The 21,437-nt window shown below is 75.0% G+C and carries 18 protein-coding genes; 8 read left to right on the top strand and 10 right to left on the bottom strand.

The window, feature by feature from the left end:
* The first annotated feature begins 37 nt into the window (after positions 1–37).
* Positions 38–2,185 carry an RNA polymerase recycling motor ATPase HelR gene (gene helR, locus AC07D6_RS13820; protein ID WP_479044138.1) on the top strand — a complete coding sequence of 716 codons (2,148 nt, stop codon included), beginning with the start codon at positions 38–40 and terminating at the stop codon, positions 2,183–2,185.
* Positions 2,186–2,529: 344 nt separating this feature from the next.
* Here helR and AC07D6_RS13815 read toward each other — a convergent pair whose 3' ends face one another.
* A complete protein-coding gene (locus tag AC07D6_RS13815) occupies positions 2,530–3,291 on the bottom strand; it encodes a phosphoglyceromutase (protein ID WP_315880209.1) in 762 nt (253 codons plus the stop codon).
* A 126-nt stretch (positions 3,292–3,417) separates the two neighbouring features.
* On the opposite strand from AC07D6_RS13815, the gene AC07D6_RS13810 reads away from it, so the two are divergent.
* Complete coding sequence (locus AC07D6_RS13810; protein ID WP_479044136.1) at positions 3,418–4,965, top strand: MDR family MFS transporter; 1,548 nt, start codon at positions 3,418–3,420, stop codon at positions 4,963–4,965.
* A gap of 152 nt (positions 4,966–5,117) precedes the next feature.
* Here AC07D6_RS13810 and AC07D6_RS13805 read toward each other — a convergent pair whose 3' ends face one another.
* Both AC07D6_RS13805 and mshA read right to left on the bottom strand, forming a co-directional pair.
* Entirely contained in the window at positions 5,118–5,606 is a 489-nt protein-coding gene (locus AC07D6_RS13805) for a type III secretion system chaperone family protein (protein WP_315880211.1), read from the bottom strand.
* On the bottom strand, positions 5,599–6,945 hold the full coding sequence (mshA, locus tag AC07D6_RS13800; RefSeq protein ID WP_315880212.1) for a D-inositol-3-phosphate glycosyltransferase: 1,347 nt from the start codon (positions 6,943–6,945) through the stop codon (positions 5,599–5,601). Before mshA ends, AC07D6_RS13805 begins: the two co-directional genes overlap by 8 nt.
* Before the next feature lie 766 nt (positions 6,946–7,711).
* Between mshA and AC07D6_RS13795 the strand changes: the two genes are divergently transcribed.
* The 3 genes from AC07D6_RS13795 to AC07D6_RS13785 all read left to right on the top strand — a co-directional run bounded on the left by AC07D6_RS13795 (position 7,712) and on the right by AC07D6_RS13785 (position 11,334).
* On the top strand, positions 7,712–8,530 hold the full coding sequence (locus AC07D6_RS13795) for a class I SAM-dependent methyltransferase (RefSeq protein WP_315880213.1): 819 nt from the start codon (positions 7,712–7,714) through the stop codon (positions 8,528–8,530).
* 255 nt (positions 8,531–8,785) lie between these two features.
* Positions 8,786–9,844, top strand: coding sequence for a C40 family peptidase (locus AC07D6_RS13790; RefSeq protein WP_479044133.1), 1,059 nt, complete (start codon positions 8,786–8,788; stop codon positions 9,842–9,844).
* A gap of 254 nt (positions 9,845–10,098) precedes the next feature.
* On the top strand, positions 10,099–11,334 hold the full coding sequence (locus tag AC07D6_RS13785) for a PP2C family protein-serine/threonine phosphatase (protein WP_315880215.1): 1,236 nt from the start codon (positions 10,099–10,101) through the stop codon (positions 11,332–11,334).
* A 296-nt stretch (positions 11,335–11,630) separates the two neighbouring features.
* On the opposite strand, the gene AC07D6_RS13780 is transcribed toward AC07D6_RS13785, so the two are convergent.
* From AC07D6_RS13780 to AC07D6_RS13770, 3 genes are all read right to left on the bottom strand, one after another.
* On the bottom strand, positions 11,631–11,960 hold the full coding sequence (locus AC07D6_RS13780) for a DUF2516 family protein (RefSeq protein WP_315880216.1): 330 nt from the start codon (positions 11,958–11,960) through the stop codon (positions 11,631–11,633).
* Between the two features lie 136 nt (positions 11,961–12,096).
* On the bottom strand, positions 12,097–12,786 hold the full coding sequence (locus tag AC07D6_RS13775) for a hypothetical protein (RefSeq protein WP_479044130.1): 690 nt from the start codon (positions 12,784–12,786) through the stop codon (positions 12,097–12,099).
* Between the two features lie 61 nt (positions 12,787–12,847).
* Positions 12,848–13,249 carry a helix-turn-helix domain-containing protein gene (locus tag AC07D6_RS13770; RefSeq protein WP_315880218.1) on the bottom strand — a complete coding sequence of 134 codons (402 nt, stop codon included), beginning with the start codon at positions 13,247–13,249 and terminating at the stop codon, positions 12,848–12,850.
* A 155-nt stretch (positions 13,250–13,404) separates the two neighbouring features.
* On the opposite strand from AC07D6_RS13770, the gene AC07D6_RS13765 reads away from it, so the two are divergent.
* Positions 13,405–14,166, top strand: coding sequence for a DUF5710 domain-containing protein (locus tag AC07D6_RS13765; protein ID WP_315880219.1), 762 nt, complete (start codon positions 13,405–13,407; stop codon positions 14,164–14,166).
* 200 nt (positions 14,167–14,366) lie between these two features.
* Here the strand turns inward: AC07D6_RS13765 and AC07D6_RS13760 are convergent, their stop codons facing one another.
* The 4 genes from AC07D6_RS13760 to AC07D6_RS13745 form a co-directional block, all read right to left on the bottom strand.
* Positions 14,367–15,554: an ATP-grasp domain-containing protein gene (locus AC07D6_RS13760; protein ID WP_479044127.1), complete on the bottom strand. Its 1,188-nt coding sequence runs from the start codon at positions 15,552–15,554 to the stop codon at positions 14,367–14,369.
* Between the two features lie 117 nt (positions 15,555–15,671).
* A complete protein-coding gene (locus AC07D6_RS13755) occupies positions 15,672–17,810 on the bottom strand; it encodes a HelD family protein (protein WP_479044125.1) in 2,139 nt (712 codons plus the stop codon).
* A gap of 48 nt (positions 17,811–17,858) precedes the next feature.
* Entirely contained in the window at positions 17,859–18,545 is a 687-nt protein-coding gene (locus AC07D6_RS13750; RefSeq protein ID WP_479044122.1) for a TetR family transcriptional regulator, read from the bottom strand.
* Between the two features lie 61 nt (positions 18,546–18,606).
* Positions 18,607–19,368: a TetR/AcrR family transcriptional regulator gene (locus AC07D6_RS13745; RefSeq protein ID WP_315880222.1), complete on the bottom strand. Its 762-nt coding sequence runs from the start codon at positions 19,366–19,368 to the stop codon at positions 18,607–18,609.
* A gap of 103 nt (positions 19,369–19,471) precedes the next feature.
* On the opposite strand from AC07D6_RS13745, the gene AC07D6_RS13740 reads away from it, so the two are divergent.
* On the top strand, positions 19,472–20,668 hold the full coding sequence (locus AC07D6_RS13740; RefSeq protein ID WP_479044119.1) for an ABC transporter ATP-binding protein: 1,197 nt from the start codon (positions 19,472–19,474) through the stop codon (positions 20,666–20,668).
* The gene (locus AC07D6_RS13735) at positions 20,661–21,413 is read left to right on the top strand and encodes an ABC transporter permease (RefSeq protein ID WP_479044116.1); all 753 of its coding nucleotides are present in this window, start codon (positions 20,661–20,663) and stop codon (positions 21,411–21,413) included. The genes AC07D6_RS13740 and AC07D6_RS13735 overlap by 8 nt, the downstream gene beginning before the upstream one ends.
* The last annotated feature ends 24 nt before the right edge of the window (positions 21,414–21,437 follow it).

The raw sequence follows: 21,437 nt of genomic DNA, 5'->3' as shown, positions 1-21,437 counted from the left end.
CACCATGGCCGCGCGGCCCCCGATCGGAGCTGATGACGTGACCCCCCTGACCACCAGTGCGTTCGACCTCCCCGACCGCCTCGCCCCGAAGGCCGACCCGGCGCTGATCGCCCGCGACGAGGAGCACTTCGCGGCCATCGCGGAGTGCCTGGAGCAGTCGATCGCCGAACTGTCCGACCGCCTCGACGCCGTACGCAGGGCGCCCGGCGGCGTGGGCCGGGAGGCGATGGACCGGGACACGGAGGTCCACCGGCTCTCCGCCCGTCTGCGTACGCTGCGTCGCTTCGGCCTGGACCTGTGCCTCGGGCACATGGTCGGCGCGGACGACCCCGAGCCCGTGTACGTGGGGCGGCTCGGCCTTTCGGACAGCACGGGCCGCCGGCTGCTGCTCGACTGGCGCTCCCCCGCGGCCGAGCCGTTCTTCGGGGCCACCCACGCCAACCCGATGGGCCTGACGAGCCGCCGCAGGTACCGCTGGACGCGCGGCCGGATCAGCGACTACTGGGACGAGGTGTTCACCCCGGACGGGTTCGCCGGGCACGCCGCGCTCGACGACCAGTCCGCGTTCATCGCCAGCCTGGGCGGCACCCGGTCGCCACGGATGCGGGACGTGCTCGGCACCATCCAGGCCGACCAGGACGCCATCATCCGCGCGGGGTCCCGCGGCGCCCTCGTCGTCGACGGCGGCCCGGGCACGGGGAAGACCGTCGTCGCCCTGCACCGCTCCGCCTACCTCCTCTACTCCGACCCCCGCCTCGGTCACCGCCGGGGCGGCGTGCTCTTCGTCGGCCCGCACCAGCCCTACCTGGGGTACGTCGCCGACGTCCTGCCCAGCCTCGGGGAGGAGGGCGTGCAGACCTGCACCCTGCGGGACCTCGTCGCCGAGGGGGCCGGGGCGACGACCGAGACCGACCCGGAGGTGGCCCGCCTGAAGTCGTCCGCGGACATGGTGAAGGCGATCGAGAAGGCCGTCGGGTTCTACGAGGCGCCGCCCACCGAGGGGATGACGGTCACGACGCCCTGGGGCGAGGTCCACCTGAGCGCCGACGACTGGGCCGAGGCGTTCGAAGCACCGGAACCGGGCACTCCGCACAACGAGGCGCGGGACCTGATCTGGGAGGAGCTGGCCACGATCCTGCTGGACGGGCACGGCGGCGACGTACCGGCCGAGCTGTTCCGAAGGGCGCTGCGGCACGACGCGGAGCTGACCGGGGCCCTGAACCGCGCGTGGCCGTTGATCGAGGCGGCGGACCTGGTGGGGGACCTGTGGTCCGTACCGGCGTACCTGCGGATGTGCGCGCCCTGGCTGAGCCGCGAGGACGTCCAAAAGCTGCAGCGCGCGGACGCGCAGGCGTGGACGGTGTCGGACCTGCCGCTCCTGGACGCGGCACGGCAGCGGCTCGGCGACCCGGGGGCGGCGCTGCGCAGGCGCCGGCACAGGGCCGCCGTCGCCGCCGAACGCGAGCGCATGGCGGGCGTCATCGACAACGTGCTCGCCGCCGACGACGACGGCGAGGGCGCGGTGACGATGCTGCACGGGCAGGACCTGCGGGACGCCCTGATCGACGAGACCGCGCTGCCCGGCACCGAATCGGACCTGCTCGCCGGACCGTTCGCGCACGTCGTCGTGGACGAGGCCCAGGAACTGACCGACGCGGAGTGGCAGATGCTGCTGCTGCGGTGCCCGTCCCGGAGCTTCACCGTCGTCGGGGACCGCGCCCAGGCCCGGCACGGGTTCACGGAGTCGTGGCGGGAACGGCTGGAGCGGGTCGGGTTCGACCGGATCGACCTGGCCTCCCTGAGCGTCAACTACCGGACGCCGGCGGAGATCATGGCGGAGGCCGAACCGGTCATCCGGGCCGTACTCCCGGACGCCAACGTGCCGACCTCCATCCGCAGCGGCGGCGTCCCCGTCGTCCACGGGTCCGCCGCGGACCTGGACGCGGTCCTCGACGACTGGCTCGCCGCGCACGCCGACGGGACCGCCTGCGTCATCGGCGCCCCCGCGTTCCGGGAGAGGCCGCGCGTACGGTCGCTGACGCCGGAGCTGTCGAAGGGGCTCGAATTCGACCTCGTGGTCCTCGTCGACCCGGAGGCGTTCGGCGGGGGCGTGGAGGGGGCGGTGGACCGCTACGTCGCGATGACCCGCGCGACCCGCCAACTCGTCGTCCTCACCAGCCCCTGACACCCCGGCCACCCCTCCCCCTCCCGAACGCTTCGGCACCACGCGCCACCGAAGCACCCGGGAGGGGGCCCGCACAGAGGCGCCACGCAGGTGGGCGGTGGACCGGGCCGGGGCGTCGTGCACGAGGCACCGCGCGAGCGGGCGCCGAACCGTCCCAACGACGCCAACCGCGAACGCGAACACCGGGGCGGCCGGGCGGGGACAGAGGCGTGGGGGCCCGGCCAGGAGCCGGAATCCGGAGAGCACACGGCCCCATCGCCCTGACGGCCCGGAGAGGGCCCAGAGGCAGCGAAAAGCCCCCTCCCGGCGGGGGAACCGCAGGTCGGGGGCTTGTTCGTGGGCGGCTACTTCTTCTTGCCCTGGTTCTTCACGGCTTCGATGGCGGCTGCGGCGGCCTGGGGGTCGAGGTACTTGCCGCCCGGGGTGACCGGCTTGAAGTCGGCGTCGAGCTCGTAGTACAGCGGGATGCCCGTCGGGATGTTCAGGCCCGCGATGTCGGCGTCGGAGATGCCGTCCAGGTGCTTGACCAGGGCGCGGAGGCTGTTGCCGTGGGCGGCGACCAGGACCGTGCGGCCCGCCAGCAGGTCGGGGACGATGCCGTCGTACCAGTACGGCAGCATGCGGATGACGACGTCCTTCAGGCACTCGGTGCGCGGACGCAGCTCCGGCGGGATCGTCGCGTAGCGCGCGTCGCCGGCCTGCGAGAACTCGTCGTCGTCGGCGAGGACCGGCGGCGGGGTGTCGTACGAGCGGCGCCAGAGCATGAACTGCTCCTCGCCGAACTCGGCGAGCGTCTGCGCCTTGTCCTTGCCCTGGAGCGCGCCGTAGTGCCGCTCGTTCAGCCGCCAGGAGCGGTGGACCGGGATCCAGTGGCGGTCGGCGGCCTCCAGGGCGAGCTGCGCGGTGCGGATCGCGCGCTTCTGGAGGGACGTGTGGAGTACGTCGGGGAGCAGACCCGCGTCCTTGAGCAGCTCACCGCCGCGGACCGCCTCCTTCTCGCCCTTCTCGGTGAGGTTGACGTCCACCCAACCGGTGAACAGGTTCTTCGCGTTCCACTCGCTCTCGCCGTGGCGGAGGAGGATCAGCTTGTACGGTGCGTCGGCCATGCGTACGAGATTAGTGGACGCTCCCGGCGCTCGGACGCTTGACGGTCCCCGTCAATCCAGTGGCCAACGGGCCGTGGAAACGCGTAAGACCTAGGTAAGCAAAAAGCCGCTTACCAGGGAGCTCGCGTGTCCATCGTCCCGCTCATACGTTCAGCCCGGCGCACGGTGTCGGGGCTCCCGGAGGGGTTCTGGTGGCTGTGGCTGTCGACGCTGGTGAACCGTACGGGCGCGTTCGTCCTGACGTTCCTGTCGCTCTTCCTCACCCAGGAGCTGGGCTTCTCCGGCTGGTACGCGGGGCTCGTCGTCGCGCTGCACGGGCTCGGCGGCATCGCCGGGTCACCGCTGGGCGGCATGCTCAGCGACCGGTGGGGGCGCCGGCCGACGATGGTGGCCGGGCACCTGACGGGGGCCGGGTGCGCGGTGGCGCTGGCGGTGGTGACCAGCCCCTGGGCGGTCGCCGCGGTGGTGCTCCTCATGGGTGTCGCGATGCAGTCCGTGCGGCCCGCCATCGGCGCGACCATCGCGGACCAGGTGCCGGAGCACGACCGGCGGCGGGCGTACGCGCTGAACTACTGGGCCCTCAACCTGGGCTTCGCCATCGCCGCGACCGGTGGCGGCGCCGCGCTGTTCCTCGGCTACCGGACGCTGTTCCTGGCGGAGGCCGTCGCGACGGCGCTGTGTGCGCTGATCGTGTTCGTACGGCTGCCGGAGACGCGGCCCGAGACGCCGGTGGGCGCGGACGGGAAGCGTTCCGCCGGGCCCCGGCTGACGACGCTGGACGTGCTGCGGGACGGGCCGTTCCGGACGCTGGTGCTGCTGAGCCTGCTCGTGTGCACCGTCTTCAGCACCCCGTGGGTCGGCTTGCCGCTGACCATGACCTCCAAGGGGCTGGAGCCGGACGCGTACGGCATGGTCATCGCGGTGAACGGCGTCGTCATCGTCGGTTTCCAGCTGCTCGTCAACAAGATCACCGAGCGGCGGTCGCCGGTCGCGCTGCTCATCGTCTCGGCGCTGCTGTTCGCGGTGGGTACGGGGGCGACGGCGCTGGTGGGGACGCCGCTGATGTTCGCGGTGACCGTGGTGGTGTGGACGGTCGGCGAGATGGTCTACGTCCCGACGAACGCCGCCGCCACCGCCCGGCTGGCGCCGGTGCACGCCCGCGGCCGGTACCAGGGCGTGATGGGGATGGCGTGGTCGGTCGGCGGGTTCGTCGCGCCGATCACGGCGGGCTGGGTCGTGACCGGTCCGGGGCCGGGCTTCCTGTGGCTGGGGTGCGCCGCCGTCGCGCTGGTGGCGGCCGCCGGGTACGCGCTGCTGCTGCGGCGCGCGCTGAGCGGGGGCGAGGCGGGCGCCGGGGCGGACGCGGTGGCTGGTACGGGTGCGGTGTCCGGGACGGGTGCGGTGACTAGTACGGGTACGAGTGCGGTGTCTGGGGCGGGTGCGGCGACCGGTACGGGTGCGAGTGTGGCGACCGGGGCGAGTGCGGTGTCCGGTGCGGTAGCAGTGTCTGAGGTGGACGTGACGACCGGTGCGGGTATGAAGGCCAGTACGGGTGCGGTGGTGGTGGCCGGCGCGGGTGTGGCCACCGGTGCGGGTGTGAAGGCCGAAGTGGCTGAGAGCCCCGGTGAAGCCGAGACGGCCGGTAGCCGGGAGGCCGGGCTCAGCGCGGTGTGAGGGCGCGCCGGGCGGCGCGAAGACTCCGGGGGCGTACGGACACGGGGGTGTCGTACGCCCCCGGTACGTGCGGTGGGGCGGGGCGGGGCCCTTCGAGCGCACTGGTCAAGCTTGACCAGCCGGACCGTATGGGTGGCCGGCAGGCCGTGGCGTCACTTCGACGGCTGCGTGAGGTGGCTGAACGCCTCCAGGTTGCGGGTGGACTCGCCGCGGGAGACCCGCCACTCGTACTCCTTGCGGATCGCCGACGCGAAGCCCATCTCCAGGAGCGTGTTGAACGCGCCGTCCGCCGCCTCCAGGACGGAGCCCATCAGGCGGTCCAGCTCGTCGGGCGTGACGGCGGACAGCGGGAGCTTGCCGGTGAGGTAGACGTCGCCGAGCGGGTCGACGGCGTACCCGACGCCGTAGAGCTTCAGGTTCCGCTCCAGCAGCCAGCGGTGGACGGCCGCCTCGTTCTCCTCCGGGTGGCGGATGACGAAGGCGTTGAGGGACAGCGAGTGGTTGCCGAGGCGCAGGGAGAGCGTGGTGGACAGCTTCTTGGTGCCGGGGAGCGTGACGACGTACGAGCCGGGCTCCGGTGACTCCCAGGCCAGGTCGGCGTCGCGCAGTGCGGACTCGATGATCTGCTGTGCGTCAGCCATGGGGCGAGCGTACGCGACGGCGGTGCTCGTGCACGGCAGCCGCGTACACCTCCGCGGTGGCCGCCGCGGCCCGGTCCCAGCCGAAGGACCGCGCGTGGTGCGCGGCGGCGTCGCCGAGGCGGTCCGTGAGGTGCGGGTCGGCGGCGAACCGGGCCAGTACGCGCGCGTAGTCGGCGGGATCGTGGCCCTCGACCAGGAAGCCGGTCTCGCCGTCCCGCACGGCCACCGGCAGGCCGCCGACCGCTGCCGCCACGACGGGCGTGCCGGTGGCCTGCGCCTCGATGGCGACGAGCCCGAAGGACTCGCTGTGCGACGGCATGACGAGGACGCTCGCCGCGCGGAACCAGTCGGCCAGTTCCTGCTGCGCCACGGGCGGGTGGAAGCGGACCACGTCGGCGATGCCGAGCCGGGCCGCCAGCTTCTGCAGGCCCTCCGGCTTGGCGAGGCCGCTTCCGCTGGGCCCGCCGACGACGGGGACGACCGTGCGGGAGCGCAGGGACGGGTCGGCGTCGAGGAGCCGGGCGGCGGCGTGGAGCAGGACGTCCGGGGCCTTGAGGGGCTGGATGCGGCCGGCGAAGAGCGGGACGAAGGCGTCCTGCGGCAGGCCGAGGCGGGCCCGTGCGGCGGCGCGGCCGTCGGCGGGGCGGAAGCGATCCAGGTTGACGCCGGGGTGGACGACGGCCACCTTCGCGGGGTCGGCGTCGTAGTGGTGGACCAGCTCGTCGGCCTCGCCGGCCGTGTTGGCGATCAGCCGGTCGGAGGCCCGTACGATCTGCGTCTCCCCGATCACGCGCGCGGCGGGCTCCGGGGTGTCGCCCTCGGCGAGCGCGGCGTTCTTGACCTTGGCCATGGTGTGCATGGCGTGGACGAGCGGGGTGCCCCAGCGTTCGGCGGCGAGCCAGCCGACGTGGCCGCTGAGCCAGTAGTGGGAGTGGACCAGGTCGTAGTGGCCGGGCCGGTTGCGGGCCCACGCGCGCATGACGCCGTGGGTGAAGGCGCAGAGCTGGGCCGGCAGGTCCTCCTTGTTGAGGCCCTCGTACGGGCCTGCCTCGACGTGCCGCACGAGGACGCCGGGCGCGAGCTCGACGGACCGGGGCAGGCCGCCGGCGGTCGCGCGCGTGAAGACCTCGACCTCGATGTCGATGGCGGCGAGACGTTTCGCCAGCTCGACGATGTAGACGTTCATGCCGCCCGCGTCGCCGGTGCCGGGCTGGTGGAGCGGGGAGGTGTGGACGCTCAGCATGGCGACCCGCCGCGGTCCGCGGCGGTGCCGTCCGGGCAGCCTGAGCCGGGGCGGCGGTACCAGGGTGCCGGAGAACCGGGACACGTACTGGCTCACCTCGTCGGTCCTTCCGCTCAGGGTCAGGGGCGGGCACGGCATGGCAGGGAAGAGGCCGGCAGACCCCTCTCCGCCCCGCCACAACAGCGCGGGGGTGCCCTTTCATTTCCGCTTTGCCAATTCATTACGCCGGGTCGGGGACGGTCCAGGGCCCGGGGCCGGGGCGTCCCGGGCGGGGGCGTCCCGGGCGGGGCCGGGGTGTCGGGGTGAGGGGCGGGGCTCGGGCCGGGGCTGGGGGGTCGGGGTGGGCCGGGGCGTGAGATTGGGGCCTGGAGCTGGGGTGACGGGCCGGGACTGAGGTGATGGTCCGGGGTCTGGGCCGGGTTCTCCCGGGTGGACGCGCGTGTCCGGGTACCTCGCGGGCGGGGTCTCACGCCCGGCGGCTCTCCGGGCGGGCGCACGTGTCCGGGTACCTCGCGGGCGGGGCTCCGGCGCAGGGGTGGAGCCGGGGGCCAGGGTGTCGGGGCCGGGGCCTCCCGGGTGGGCGCGCGTCCGGGTACCTCGCCGGGTGAGCGCCGTGCCCGGGGTTCTCCGGTCGGGGACTCCGGGGCCCGGGCGTACGGCCGGGGGTTCGGAGCCGGAGTCTCCCGGGTGAGCGCGCGTCCGGGTGGTACCCCGCGGGGCGGGGACCACCCAGGGCTCTCCGAGCAGGGCCGGGACCGGGGCGCCCGGGCCGGGGCTCCGGGGCTGGAGCCGGAGCCGGAGCCCGAGCCGGGGGACGGGCGTCCGGGAAGGGGGGTCCAGGGGAGCGTCTACGCTCGTGGGCATGGCTCCGCGGATGACACGCCCTGTCGGGAGTCCCACGCGCGGGACCACCAACCCCAACCGGCTGCGCCGCATGGACCGCTGGATCGCCGATGCCCACGGCGCCGACCTGCGGCGTGCCGACGCCCCGCCGGTCGCCGTCGACCTCGGCTACGGCGCGGCCCCCTGGACCGCCGTGGAGCTGCTGGACCGCCTCCGCCGGGACGCCGACCCTCGCGCCCGGGTCGTGGGCGTGGAGATCGACCCCGCGCGCGTGGCCGCCGCCCGGCCCTACGCGCGCGAGGGCCTGTCGTTCGCACACGGCGGCTTCGAGGTGCCCGTCGACGGCCCGGTCGCCCTGATCCGCGCGGCGAACGTCCTGCGCCAGTACGACGAGGACCAGGTCGCGGACGTGTGGGCCCGCCTGTGCGGGCGCCTCGCGGCGCGGGGCGGCCTCCTCGTGGAGGGCACCTGCGACGAGATCGGCCGCCGCCACGTCTGGGTGGCGCTGGGCCCCGAGGGGCCGCGCACGGTGACGTTCGCCACGCGCCTCGGCTCCCTGGAGCGCCCCTCGGACCTGGCGGAGCGGCTCCCCAAGGCGCTGATCCACCGGAACGTCCCGGGTGAGCCGGTGCACGCGTTCCTGCGGGACTTCGACCGGGCCTGGGCGGCGGCTGCCCCGTACGCCTCCCTGGGGGCCCGCCAGCGGTGGATCGCGACGGCTTCGGCCCTGGCGGCGGACTGGCCGCTGGCCGACGGGCGTCGCCGCTGGCGCCAGGGCGAGTTGACGGTGCGCTGGGACGCGCTGGCGCCGCGGGGCTGGCCCACGGCGCCCCGGTAGAGCACGGCGGTCCGGTAGAGCACGACGCCCCGGCAGGAGCACGGCGGCCCGCGGCACCGCAACCCCGCCCTGTGGACAACCGCCCTGGTGGCGCCACTCGCCCCCAGTCTGTGGACAGCCGGTCGGGACCCCCTCCCGGCCCTGTTACTTTCACCGGTGACATGGCACGATCGCCAGCGGCACCGAGAGTTACTGACGGTAAATCAGATGGGGAGCGGTGCCGCCTGGTCGGTCGACGTCCGGAGGGGGAAGCCTGTGAATCGACGCCGTCGCGTCACCGTCGCGATCACCGCGGTGTGCGCCCTGACCGTTCTCGCGGCGCCGGCCCACGCCGCGCCCGCACCCGCGCCGACGCCCGGTGCGACCGCCCGGTTGCCGGAGAAGAGCCTGGAGGAGGTGCGCGCCGAGATCGAGGCGCTGTACCGGCAGGCCGCCTCCGCCACCGACGCGTACAACCTCGCGGAGGAGCAGGCGAAGAAGCAGTCGGCCGAGATCGTGAAGCTGTCCCGGGCGATCGTGGACGGCCAGGAGAAGATCGAGGAGCTGAAGCGCCGCGCCGGCGCGGCCGCCCGCGCCCAGTACCGCAACGGCGGCATCCCGGAGGAGGCGAAGCTCGTCCTCACCGACGATCCGCAGCTCTTCCTGGAGGGCGCCAACCGTCTCGCGCAGGGCCAGAAGGCGACCAAGGACCTGCTGGCGGAGCTCCAGCAGCGCCAGGAGGACCTGGAGACGTACACCGGGGACGCCAGCGCCGAGTGGACCCGCCTGGAGGCGAACCGCGCCCGCCAGGCCAGGGCGAAGAAGCTGATAACGGAGAAGATCGCCGCAGCGGAGAAGCTGGAGTCGCGGCTGGAGGCCGCCGAGCGGGAGCGGCTGCGGCTCCTGGAGCGGCAGGCACAGTCGAACGCACAGGCGGCGTGGCTGGCGTCGGGCGCCCTGAAGGAGGCCGGACGCGGCGCGAGCGCGCAGGGCGAGAAGGCCGTCGCGTTCGCCATGGCCCAGGTCGGCAAGCCGTACGTGTGGGGCGCGGAGGGCCCGGACGCGTACGACTGCTCGGGGCTCACGCAGCGAGCCTGGGGCGCGGCCGGCCGCGGCATCCCGCGCACGTCGCAGGAGCAGTGGCGGCTGCTGCCGAAGGTGGCGGTCCAGGACATGCGGCCCGGCGACCTGATCATCTACTTCGATGACGCCAGCCACGTGGGGATGTACATCGGGAACGGCTCGATGGTCCACGCCCCGCGGCCGGGGCGGCACATCACGGTGGCGGGTGCCGGTTCGATACCGATCCTGGGTGTCGTCCGTCCGGACAAGTAGCCGCATTACGGGAGCTGCGTCACGGGCAGGTCGGCCGGGGGCGTCCGGTGGGTCCGGGCGCGGGTGGAGCACGCTCCTCACGTGATGTTTCTCATGAGGAGGGGGCCAACTACCTCCCCATGCACGGCATATGCCGCGGAGTCTTCACTGATCGCCATTCCGTTCGGGCGCCGGGTGCCGCTATGGTCCCCGTCGGCGGAGCGTCGTCCGGCGCTCCACCCGCACCCTCGGGGGGAGGGAAGGAAACCGAACCGATGCCCGTACCCGCGCCCGTGCCCGCACAGCGGCAGAGGGTGAACACGCTCGACGTGTCGAACGGTGACCTCACTCTGCTGGTGATCGAGGAGGACCCGGCGGGCACCTTCACCGTCCCCGAACTGGTCGACGCCGCCGGCGGCCGCGTCCGCATACGCACCGCCCGGAACCTCACGGAGGCCGAGCGGCTTCTCACCGACGACGTGCACTGCGTCCTGGTCGACCTCGACCTGCCCACCGACGCGCGGCGCGGCGACGATCCTCTGTCCGCGCTGCGGCACGTCCTGCGCGTCGCCCCGCGCCACGCCGTGCTCGCCCTGGCGAGGTCGGAGCGCGCGGAGCTCGCGGCGGAGGCGGTACGGGCGGGCGCGCAGGACCGGCTGTTCCGGGAGGAGCTGGACGGGCCGCTGCTGAGCCGGGCCATCCGGTACGCGGTGGAGCGCAAGCGCGCCGACTCGGTGCAGGTGAAGCTGGCCGAGTCGCGACTGCGGGCCCAGGAGAACGCCCGGCTGGAGCGCGGGCTCCTGCCGACACCGCTGCTCCAGGGCTCCGACCTGCGGTTCGCCGCCCGTTACCGGCCGGGCCGCTCGCGCGCCCTGCTGGGCGGTGACTTCTACGACACGGTGCGCACCCCGGACGGCACGGTGCACGCCATGATCGGCGACGTGTGCGGGCACGGCCCCGACGAGGCGGCACTCGGCGTTGAGCTGCGCATCGCGTGGCGGGCGCTGACGTTCGCGGGGCTGTGCGGGGACGAGCTGCTGTCGACGCTCCAGCAGGTGCTGGAGCACGAGCGGGAGAGCGAGGAGATCTTCGCGACCCTGTGCACCGTGGACATCGCGCCCGACGGGCGGCGGGCCGGGTTGTGCCTGGCCGGCCACCCGGCGCCGCTCCTCGCCCGCCCCGCGCAGGGCGCCCGGCTGCTCCCGTACGAGGACGGCGGCCCGGCGCTGGGCGTGCTGCCGAAGGCGCGGTGGCCGCGGCGGCAGGTGGAGCTGGGCGGGGTGTGGAGCCTGATGATGTACACCGACGGCCTGATCGAGGGCCGCTCGGCAGGCCCCGGTTCGCCACGGCTCGGACAGGAGGGCATGGTCGACATGATCAACCGCCAGCTGGCCAGGGGCCTGGCCGGCGAGGAGCTCCTGGAGGCCGCGGTGGCGGAGGTCCGCGACCTGAACGAAGGGGAGCTCACGGACGACGTGGCGGTCCTCCTCCTGGACCGCGCCGCCCGCTGACGGGGCCGCCCGCCTGACGGGCCGCTCCGGTCGCGGTCCGCGTGCGCGGCCCGCTGGCCCCACACGCCCCGCGCCGGACGGCCCGGCCGTCCGAGGTCGCCCGCCCTGCACGGAGGCGTCCGGTCCTCTCCCGGGTCGCCTGGCCCTGTCCCCGGGGTCGCCCGGCCCTGCCCGAGGTCGCTCGGCCATCCGAGGTCGCCCGTCCCTGCCCGGGGTCGCCCGATCCTGCCCGGGGTCGCCCGTCCCTGCCCGGGGTCGTCCGATCCTGCCCGGAGTCGTCCGGCCCGTCCGGGCCGCTACCGGCCGCCGTTGTAAGGGCCGTACGGGCCGTCGCTGCTGGAGCCGCGACGGCCGCCGCCCGACACCTGGCGGAGGGCGGGGCGTACGTCCACCATGAAGACGATGGTCGCGACGAGTCCGGCGAGCTGGAGGACCAGGAAGTTCACGAAGAGGTCCACGGCGACCGTGACCCCCAGGATGATCAGCCAGAACGACTTGGTCTGCTTGTCCGCGGCCCGGTAGGCGTCCTCGCGCGCCAGGGCGGCGAAGACCAGCGCGACGACGGCGAACACGAGCATCGCGAGGAAGAGCAGCCCGACCAACGAGTTGAAACCGGACATCAGCATGGTGAGCACCGCCTGGTAGGTGGATGGAGCGCCTCGCGGCCAAGGTACCCGTACAACGCCCCGGCAACCGTGAAGGTGCCTGGCCGGACCGTACGCCGACGCGGTGTCGGCGTGCGGTCCGGCCGGGCGCGGCGGCTCACTTCTCGTCGGCGGTGCCCGAGGAGGCGGTCTTCCGGGCGGTGCTCCTCCGGGCGGAGGTCTTCCGCGCGGTGCCGGACTCGGCGGACGCGGTGCCGGACTCGGCGGCCTCGGCGTCCGCCCCGACCGGAGCGACCGGAGCGGGCTCCTCGGCACCGGTGGCCCGGTCAGCCTCATCGGCGGCCCCGGCCGCCTTCCCGGCGTCCTCGGCCTTCCCGGCCTTCTCGGCCTTCTCGGTGTCCTCGTTCTTGCCGGTCTTGGGCGCCGGGGCGGAGTCGGGCTCGACGGCGATGGCGATCTCGGTGATCTCCTCGGCCGCCTCGCCGCGCCACGCCTTGACGGCCTGCTCGCCGTGTTCGGCAACCTTCTCGTACGCCTCACGGGCCTTCACGGCGTACTCGGCCGCGGCGCCGACCCCGCGCAGGGCCAGGCCCTGGGCGGTCTCGCCGAGCTTCTTCAGGTCCGTGTCGAAGCCGCCGACCAGCTCGGTGAACTTGGCCTGGAGCGTCGCCTGGGCCTCCTTGGCCTGCGCGGCGACCTTCTCCTGGACCGCCTTCGGGTCGGTGTTGCGCACCGCGTCGAGCCGGGACGGGGCTTCGGCAGCGATCTTGCGGGCCTGCTGCACGGCGAGGTCGGCGGTACCGGCGGCGAAGTAGAGGGGCGTACGCAGCTCGTCGATGATGGCCATGGTCTGTGGTCCTCCCGTGTCGCGGGTTCGTCGCGCGGCGGTGCGCGCGATCGTCGCGGAGTCAGAGTTCGGTAGATCCTGTGCCTGCTCCGGCATCACCGGTGCCGCCGTCCGTGTCGAGCGCGTTCTCCTTGCGGAAGGAGTCGTAGATCTGCAGCAGCACTTGCTTCTGCCGCTCGTTGATCGAGGGGTCGGCGAGAATGGCGGCCCGCGTCTCCAGTTCCTCGCGGTCCCGCTCGTCGAGGATCCCGGCCCGCACGTACAGCGTCTCCGCGGAGATCCGCAGCGCCTTGGCGACCTGCTGGAGCACCTCCGCGCTCGGCTTGCGCAGCCCGCGCTCGATCTGGCTCAGATACGGATTCGACACCCCGGCCGCCTCCGCGAGCTGCCGCAACGAGAGCTGCGCGGTGCGCCGCTGCTCGCGCAGGTACTCGCCGAGGTTGCCGACGTTGAGTGATGCCATGCTCCGATGCTGCCCGCCCTCGCTAACAATTGCAAGCACATGCTTGCCGCAGTTACTCAACCCGGACATCCGGCGGACAGGACAGGTGCGCCCCGCGGGTCCCTCCTCCGCGTCCCGTGCCAGCATGGGAGAAGACGTCAACGGGGAGGGCCACCATGGCTGTTGAGCGGGTCTGGTTGGACGTGCCGTTCGCCGAGAAGGACGCGGCGAAGAAGGGCGGGGCCCGGTGGGACCCCGCCGCCAAGCGCTGGTACGCGCCGCGCCCGGGGATGGCGGAGCTGGAGCGGTGGGCGGCCGCGCCGGACGTTCCCGATCTGCTGCCGGGGGAGGACCGGAGCCTCGGCAGCGGCCTGTTCGTCGACCTGGTGCCGCAGACCTGCTGGTTCACCAACGTCCGCTCCTGTGTGGACGGGAGGGACTGGGAGCGGCTCCGCCGGATGATCACCCGTCGGGCCGGGCAGCGGTGCGAGGTCTGCGGGGCCGCCGAGGACCGCGAGCAGAAGCGGTGGCTGGAGGCCCACGAGCGGTGGACCTTCGACGAGGCCGCGCGCGTGCAGACCCTCAAGCGCCTCATCTGCCTGTGCACCGACTGCCACACGGTCACCCACTACGGCTACGCCCAGGTCCGCGGTGTCGAGGCGCGGGCGTTCGCCCACCTGGTGAAGGTCACCGGGATGACCGAGCCGCAGGCCCGGGAGCACGTCCGGACCGCCTTCGCGGTGTGGGAGAGGCGCTCGCAGGTCGCCTGGGAGCTGGACCTGGGCATCCTCACCGACGCCGGGATCAGGCTCGCCCCGCCCCCCGGGGCGGGAGAACGCGTCAGGGTCGCCGCGGAGACGCTGCGTGCCGAGGGCCGGCCGGCAGTGCCCCACCGGCCCGGCCCCGACCGGGCCGACCGGCGGTCCGGGCGGCGCTAGACGGCCGGAGCCCTGAGGGCGTTGGGCGGCTGGGACCTCGACCGGGCCGACCGGTGGTCCTGACGGCGTCAGACGACCGAGGCCCCCGACGGCGTTGGGCGGCCGGGGTCCCAGACGACGTTGGACGGCCGGGGGTCCGACGGCGTTGGGTTGCATCCGGCGCCAAGGGGCGTCCGGAGCCAAGGCGGCATCCGGCGCCGTCACGCGCCGTCCTCCGGGGGGTGGGTCGTCACGATCGTCCGGGACCTCAGTTCGTCGACCGCGTCCGCGCACGCGCGCGTGCCGTCCGCCGTCAGCACCGCCATGCCCAGCCGGTCCGCCGACGACCTGAGCGGGGAGACCGGGTCACCCGGTTCCACCGGGACGTCCCAGCGCACCAGCCGCCACCCGGTCGGGGCGGGCCGCGGGGCGACCGCCGCCACCCGGCCCGGCGGGGCGGTGACGAACACGGTCGCCGCCGCGGCCACCACCGCCCCGTCCGGCTCCTCGCGCGGGCCCACGCCGACCGGCCAGCCCAGCGCGGCACGCCGCCAGTCGACCCCCCGGGTGAGGCGTACGAGGTCGGGGATGCCGTCGCCGCCGGGGCGGTTGTGCGTCTCGATGACGGTCACGCGCGCGCCGTCGACCTTGACCTCCGTGTGGGCCGGGCCGTCCGTGAGGCCCACCGCGTCGAGCAGTTCCGCGACCGCCCGCTCCACGCGCCGCCGCCCGGCCGCGTCCAGCGACGGCGCCGGCATCAGGTGGGCGACCTCCACGAACGCCTCGCCCTCGGTGCGCTTCTCCGCGATGCCGAGGCACGTGTGGCGCCCGCCCGAGGACAGCGTCTCGACGCTGTACTCCCGTCCCCCGACGTACCGTTCGAGCAGCGTGGCCCGGGTCCTGCGGTCCTCCGGCAGGTCCGCCGCCGACCTCAGGAGCGTGACCGCGTTGCTGCCGGTGCCCGCGACCGGCTTGGCGACGACCGGCGCCTTCGGGCCGCGGTCCGCGCCGAACAGCCGGGCCACCGCCTCCGCGTCGTCGCCGGCCGCGAACGGCGGGTTCAGGTGCGGGGCCGACCGCTCCAGTACGCGCCGCATCTCCAGCTTGTCGCGCGTGGCCCGTACGGCCTGCGGGGGCGCCCCGGCCGCGCCGAGGCGGCGGGCCGCGACGGCCGCCGGTTCGAGGCCGAGTTCGGTGAGCGAGACGACGGCGGCCGGGGACAGGGGGCGCAGCACCTCGTCGACGAAGGCGAGGAACGTGGGCCCGTGCTGGTAGTCGACCGCGTGGTGGGCGACGGCGGGCGCGTCGAGGGGAGCCGCGCCGGGCAGCCGTACGTGGACGACGTCGACGGGCAGCGTGGCCGCCGCGCGGGCGACCGCCGCGTCGGCGCCGAGGACCACGAGCGTCACGGCGCGCGCCCCGGGGCGCGCGCCCGGCCGGTGCGGTGTCCGTCCCCCCACTCCACACGGGTGATCGTAGTGGCCGGGCGCCCCCTCCGGGCCCGTGCGCGCCCCCGGGCCGTGCGGTCACGACATCCCGACGGCCGCGCCCAACTCCCCCGGCAGCGGCCGGGTGTGGAGGACGTCCAGCCGGGACACCGCGCGGGTGAGCGCCACGTACAGCCGGTGCGGGCCGCGCGGCCCGGCGTCCGCGACGGCGGCGGGCTCGGCGAGGACGACGTGGTCGTACTCCAGGCCCTTCGCCAGCCCGGCCGGCACCACCGTGACGCGCGGCGCGCCGGCGGCCACGTCGCCGGGGTGCCCCGTCGCGACGCCCGCCGCCTCCAGCGCACCGCGCAGCCGCTCGTACGCCGCGTCCGCCACGACCACGCCGATGGAGCCCTCCCGGTCGAGCGCCGCCCGCACCGCGTCCACCACCGCCTCCTCCAGGCCGGTCACCGCCCGCACGGTCACCTCGCCGTCCCGCCGGACCGACCGCGCGGGCGGCACGTCCACGCCCAGGGCGCCGAGCAGCCGGTTGGCCAGGTCCACGACGGCGCCCGGCACCCGGTACCCGGCGGTCAGCGCGGTGATCCGGGCGTCCGGACGGCCCAGGTGCGCCAGTTGCTCCCGCCAGTCGCGGGCGGCCCACGGGGTGGTGCCCTGCGCGAGGTCGCCCAGCACGGTCAGCGAACCGGACGCGGAGGTGCGGCGGGCGACGGCCCGGCACTGCATGGGCGACAGGTCCTGCGCCTCGTCGAGGACGATGTGGCCGTACCCGGCGGTGCGTTCGAGCTGCCCGGCCAGTTCGTCGAGGAGGACCAGGTCGGCGGCGGTCCAGCGGGCGGAGCGGTACGAGCGCGGGGGCCTGGCCCAGCGGATCGCGGCGCGCTCGGCACCGGTCAGCGCGGGATCGCGCGGGTCGGCCAGCACCTCGGCGAGCACCTGCTCGGGGGCGACCCTGGGCCAGCACGCGTCCAGCAGGGCCGTGACGGGGCGCGACCGGCCGACCCGCCGCTCCCAGGCGGCGCCCACCGGACCGGCACGCCGCTCGGCACGCGTGCGCAGGGCCCGTACGACGCGGCTGCGCAGGCGTTCCCGGCCGACCAGGTACGGCGGGGCCTCCGCCCGTACGCCCTCGACGAGCACGGCGAGTTCGTCGGCCGGGAGGCGCCAGCGGTAGGCGCCGTCCGGGACGGCCAGTTCCGCGGACGGAGGCACCACGCGCGCGTAGAGGGCCCTGCGCAGGACGGCGGCCATGCGGGCGCCGTGCTTGACGGCCGCCGCCGCTTCGGTGTCCTCGGCGCGGGGCTCGTGGCCGACGGCGCGGGCGATCTCCTCGTCGACGGTGGTCTGGCGCACGTCCCGCTCGCCGAGCGCGGGCAGCACCTCGGAGACGTACGCGAGGAAGGCCCTGTTGGGCCCGAGGATCAGCAGTCCCGCGCGCTGGACGCGCCCGGGGTGGGTGTACAGCAGGTACGCGGCACGGTGCAGGCCGACGGCGGTCTTGCCGGTGCCGGGGGCGCCCTGGACGCAGAGGGACGTGCCGAGCGGGGCGCGGACGAGGTCGTCCTGCTCGGGCTGGATGGTCGCGGCGATGTCCCGCATGGGCCCGACGCGCGGTCGCTCGATCTCGGCGGCGAGCAGCCCGCCGGAGCGCGCGGCGGCCCCTCCAGCCGCACCGGCCTCTCCGGCCGCATCGCCCGTGCCGCCCCCGCCGCCCGCGCCGGCCGCACCGCCCGCGACGTCTCCGCCGCCCGTGCCGGCCGCCCCCGCCGGGCCTTGCAGGTGCTCGTCCTCCAGGCCCGTCAGGTCGGCGGAGTCGCCCTTGCTGTACGGCGCCCAGCCGAAGCGCCGCCGGACCCGTACGCCCTGGGGGTCGTCCGGCCGCGCCTGGTAGAACGCGCGGGCCACGGGCGCCCGCCAGTCGACGACGAGGGGCGGCTCGGCCGGGTGGGCACTGACGCGGCGGCGGCCGATGTGGTGGCGGCGGCCGTCGGTGTGGTCGAGGCGGCCGAAGAACAGCGGCCCGGGCGGCTCCTCGCGCAGTTCCTTGGCGTGGCTGCGCAGGTGGTAACCGAGGTCCTCGGCGTCGGCGCCGGAGGCCGAGACGTCCTCACCGGTGACGACGCGTTCGGCGGCGCCGTCCGCCATGCAGGTCAGCGCGGCGCGGCAGAGGTCGTGGAAGGCCCGTTCCTGGTGCAGGTCGTGGTCGAGTGGCGTCATTCCTCCGAGAATAACGCAACCGAGTATCTTTTTTTACCGAGTAACGTTTTACTGGAGCCGGTCCGCGAGCCCCTCCGCCAGTTGCCGGAACGCCACGTCCGCCGCCGCGACCGCGTCCGGGTGCACCGCGTCCGCGCTCTCCCCGGCCTCGATCCGCCGCCAGTTCTCCTCCGCCAGGACCCGCAGCACGGCGATGACCTGTCCCGCCGCGAGCCGCGCGCCGACGTCCCCGCCGAGCGCCTCCGCGAGCGCCCGCTCGGACTCGCCCTGGTACGCGTACAGCCGCGCGACCAGGCTCGGCGTGCCGTACAGCAGCCGGTGGAAGGCGAGGACGGACGGTTCGTCGCTCAGCCCGGTGACGGGGTCGCGGCGGTCGAGCCCGTCGAGGAGGTGCCGGTGCAGGGCCGTCAGCGGCCCGACGCCTTCGGCGCGGGCGGCGACCACGCGCGCGGCCTCGTCGCGGTGGTCCGCGAACCGGTGGACGACCAGGTCCTCCTTGGCCGGGAAGTACCGGAACAGCGTCGGCTTCGACACCTCGGCGGCCGCCGCGACCTCGGCGACGGAGACCCGGTCGAAGCCGCGTTCCAGGAAGAGCGCGACGGCCGCGTCGGAGATGGCCCGGTACGTCCGCGCCTTCTTCCGCTCCCGCAGACCGGCACCGACACCCGCACCGACCCCCTCGGCACCGCCCGCACCCGCCGACCCAGCCCTATCCGCCGACCCGGTCGTACTCACCGACCCCGCCCTATGCGCCGGCCCGTCCGCACCCGCCGGCCCGCCCGCGCCCCTGCCCGCTTCACCCATCCGTCCGCTCCACCATCACCTGGACCCCGTCCAGCAGCCGCTCCAGGCCGAAGCGGAACTCGTGGTCCGGGTCGTCCGGGCCGTCCATGACCCCGGACTCCAGCGCCCGCGCCACCGCCGGGAACCGCTCCGGGTCCGCCAGCAGCCGCAGCGTGCGGGTGTAGCGGGCCATCACCTGCTCGGGCGTCCCGCCCGTCGCCGTCACCGCCGCGGCGAGGTCCGCCATCAGCCCGGCCTCGTTCCGGACGAACCCGCCGACCAGCAGCACCACCGAGATCTTCGCCCCCTCGTCGAGCGGGGTCGGCGCGAGCGCCTCCATCCCGGCCTCCCACCACGCCACCGAGTTCGGCGTCGCCGGGGGCCCCGAGACCGGGATGCGCAGCAGCCACAGGTTCCGCTGGAACACCGCCCGCTGCGCCCACGCCCAGCGGGCCAGCCCCTCGCGCCAGCCGGTGCCGGGCGGCGGCGGGTCCGGGGGCGCGCCGATCGCCGCGTCCTGCATCAGCACGTACAGCTCGTCCTTGGCGCCGACGTACCGGTACAGCGACATCGTCGAGACGCCCAGTTCCTTCGCGACGCGCCCCATGGAGACCGCGGCGAGCCCCTCCGACGCGGCCAGGGCGACCGCCGCGTCCACGATCCGGTGCACGCTCAGGCCGGGCCTGGGCCCCTTCGCGGGGCGTTCGCGCAGGCCCCAGGCGGCCTCCAGGCCGGGCGGGAGCCCCGTACCGCCACTGTCCGCCACCGGCCTCACCCTCCCTGCCTCCGGCCCGGACGCCGGACCGCTTGACGCCCATCCTAGTAATGCGTAACCCTTACACAGTAGTGCGTATGACATACGCAGTAAGGGGATCGCCATGCCGGGCAGCACCGCCATCGAGGCCGTCGGCCTCCGCAAGTCGTACGGGGACGCCCCCGTCCTCGACGGCATCGACCTGCGCGTTCCGCGCGGGGCCGTCTTCGCCCTCCTCGGCCCGAACGGCGCCGGGAAGACCACCACCGTCCGCGTTCTGGCCACGCTCACCCCGCCGGACGGCGGGCGGGCGCGGGTCGCCGGGTACGACGTGGTCGCCGAGCGCTCCCGGGTGCGCCGGGCGATCAGCCTCACCGGGCAGTACGCCGCCGTCGACGACCTCCAGACCGGCTCCGAGAACCTGCGCATGATGGGCAGGCTGTCCGGGCTGTCCCGCCGCGACGCGCGCCGCCGCGCCGCCGACCTGCTGGAGCGCTTCGGCCTCGCGGACGCCGCCGACCGCCCCGCCGGTACGTACTCGGGCGGCATGCGGCGCAGGCTCGACCTCGCGGCCGGCCTCGTCGGCGAGCCCGAGGTGGTCTTCCTCGACGAGCCGACGACCGGCCTGGACCCGCGCAGCCGCCAGGAGCTCTGGCAGGTCGTGCGCGACCTGGCGGCGGGCGGCGCGGCGGTGTTCCTCACCACCCAGTACCTGGAGGAGGCCGACCAACTGGCCGACCGCGTCGCCGTCATGGACGCGGGGCGCGTCGTCGCGGAGGGCACGGCCGAGTCCCTCAAGTCCCGCGTGGCGGGCCACCGGCTGGACGTCGTCGCCACGGACGCGGCGGCGTACGCCCGCCTGGAGGCGGAAGCGGGGGCCTACGCGCGCGTGGAGGCGGAAGCGGGGGCCTACGCGCGCGTGGCACCGCATCCGGACCCCGCGCACGTGGCGCCAGGCCCGGGCTCCGCGCACGTGACGCCTCCCTCGGGCCCCGTGCGCGTGGCACCGCATCCGGCCTACGCACGCGTGGCACCCCCACCGGACCCCGCGCGCCACGCACCGCACCCGGACCCCGCGCGCGTGACGCCTCCCTCGGACCCCGCGCGCGTCGCGCCGCACCCCGCCCCGCTGCGCTCCCCCGGCAGCCTCACGCTCGGCATCCCCACCGACGGCACCGCCCCGCACGTGCGGGCGCTGCTCGACGCGCTCGACCCCGGCCGGACGGACATCGCCCGCTTCGCGGTGCGCACCGCCACCCTCGACGACGTCTTCCTGGCGCTGACCGGCGCCGCCACCGCGAAGGAGACCACCCGTGACTGACGCCGCCCTCACCCTCGTCGGCCGGGGCGTCCGGCTCAGCCGCCGCAACCCCGACGCGCTCATCACCGCCATGGTGCTGCCGGTGATGCTGATGCTGGTCTTCGTCTACTTCTTCGGCGGCGCCATCGACACCGGCACGCACACCTCGTACGTGACGTACGTCGTCCCCGGCGTCCTCCTGCTGTGCGCCGGGTTCGGCGCGTCCACCACCGCCGTGCGGGTCAGCGAGGACATGAAGGCGGGCATCGTCGACCGGTTCCGCTCCCTCGACGTGGGCGCGGTGCCGATCCTCGCCGGGCACGTCGGGGCGAGCCTCGTGCGGAACCTGCTGTCGACGGCGCTCGTCGTCGGCGTCGCGTTCCTGATCGGCTTCCGGCCCGAGGCCGGGCCCGCCGGGTGGGCGGCGGCGCTGGGACTGCTGTTCGCGTTCGTGCTGGCCGTGTCGTGGCTGTCGGCGGCGGCCGGGCTGCTGGCGCGCACGCCGGAGGCGGCGAGCGGGTTCACCTTCTTCATGATGTTCCTGCCCTACCCGAGCAGCGCGTTCGTCCCCGTCGACACGATGCCCGGCTGGCTGCACGGCTTCGCCGGGCACCAGCCGGTCACCCCGGTCATCGAGTCGCTGCGGGGCCTGCTGCTGGACCGGCCGGTGGGCGGCGCCCCGTGGACCGCCCTCGCGTGGTGCGCCGGGCTGCTGGCCCTGGCCCTGGCCCTGTCGGGGGCCCTGTTCCGGGCGCGCACCCGGTGAGGGCGGCCAGGAAGGCCCCCCGGG

The sequence above is a fragment of the Streptomyces sp. NPDC045287 genome, from assembly GCF_056432325.1.
This window is presented reverse-complemented; position numbering and strand designations above follow the sequence as displayed.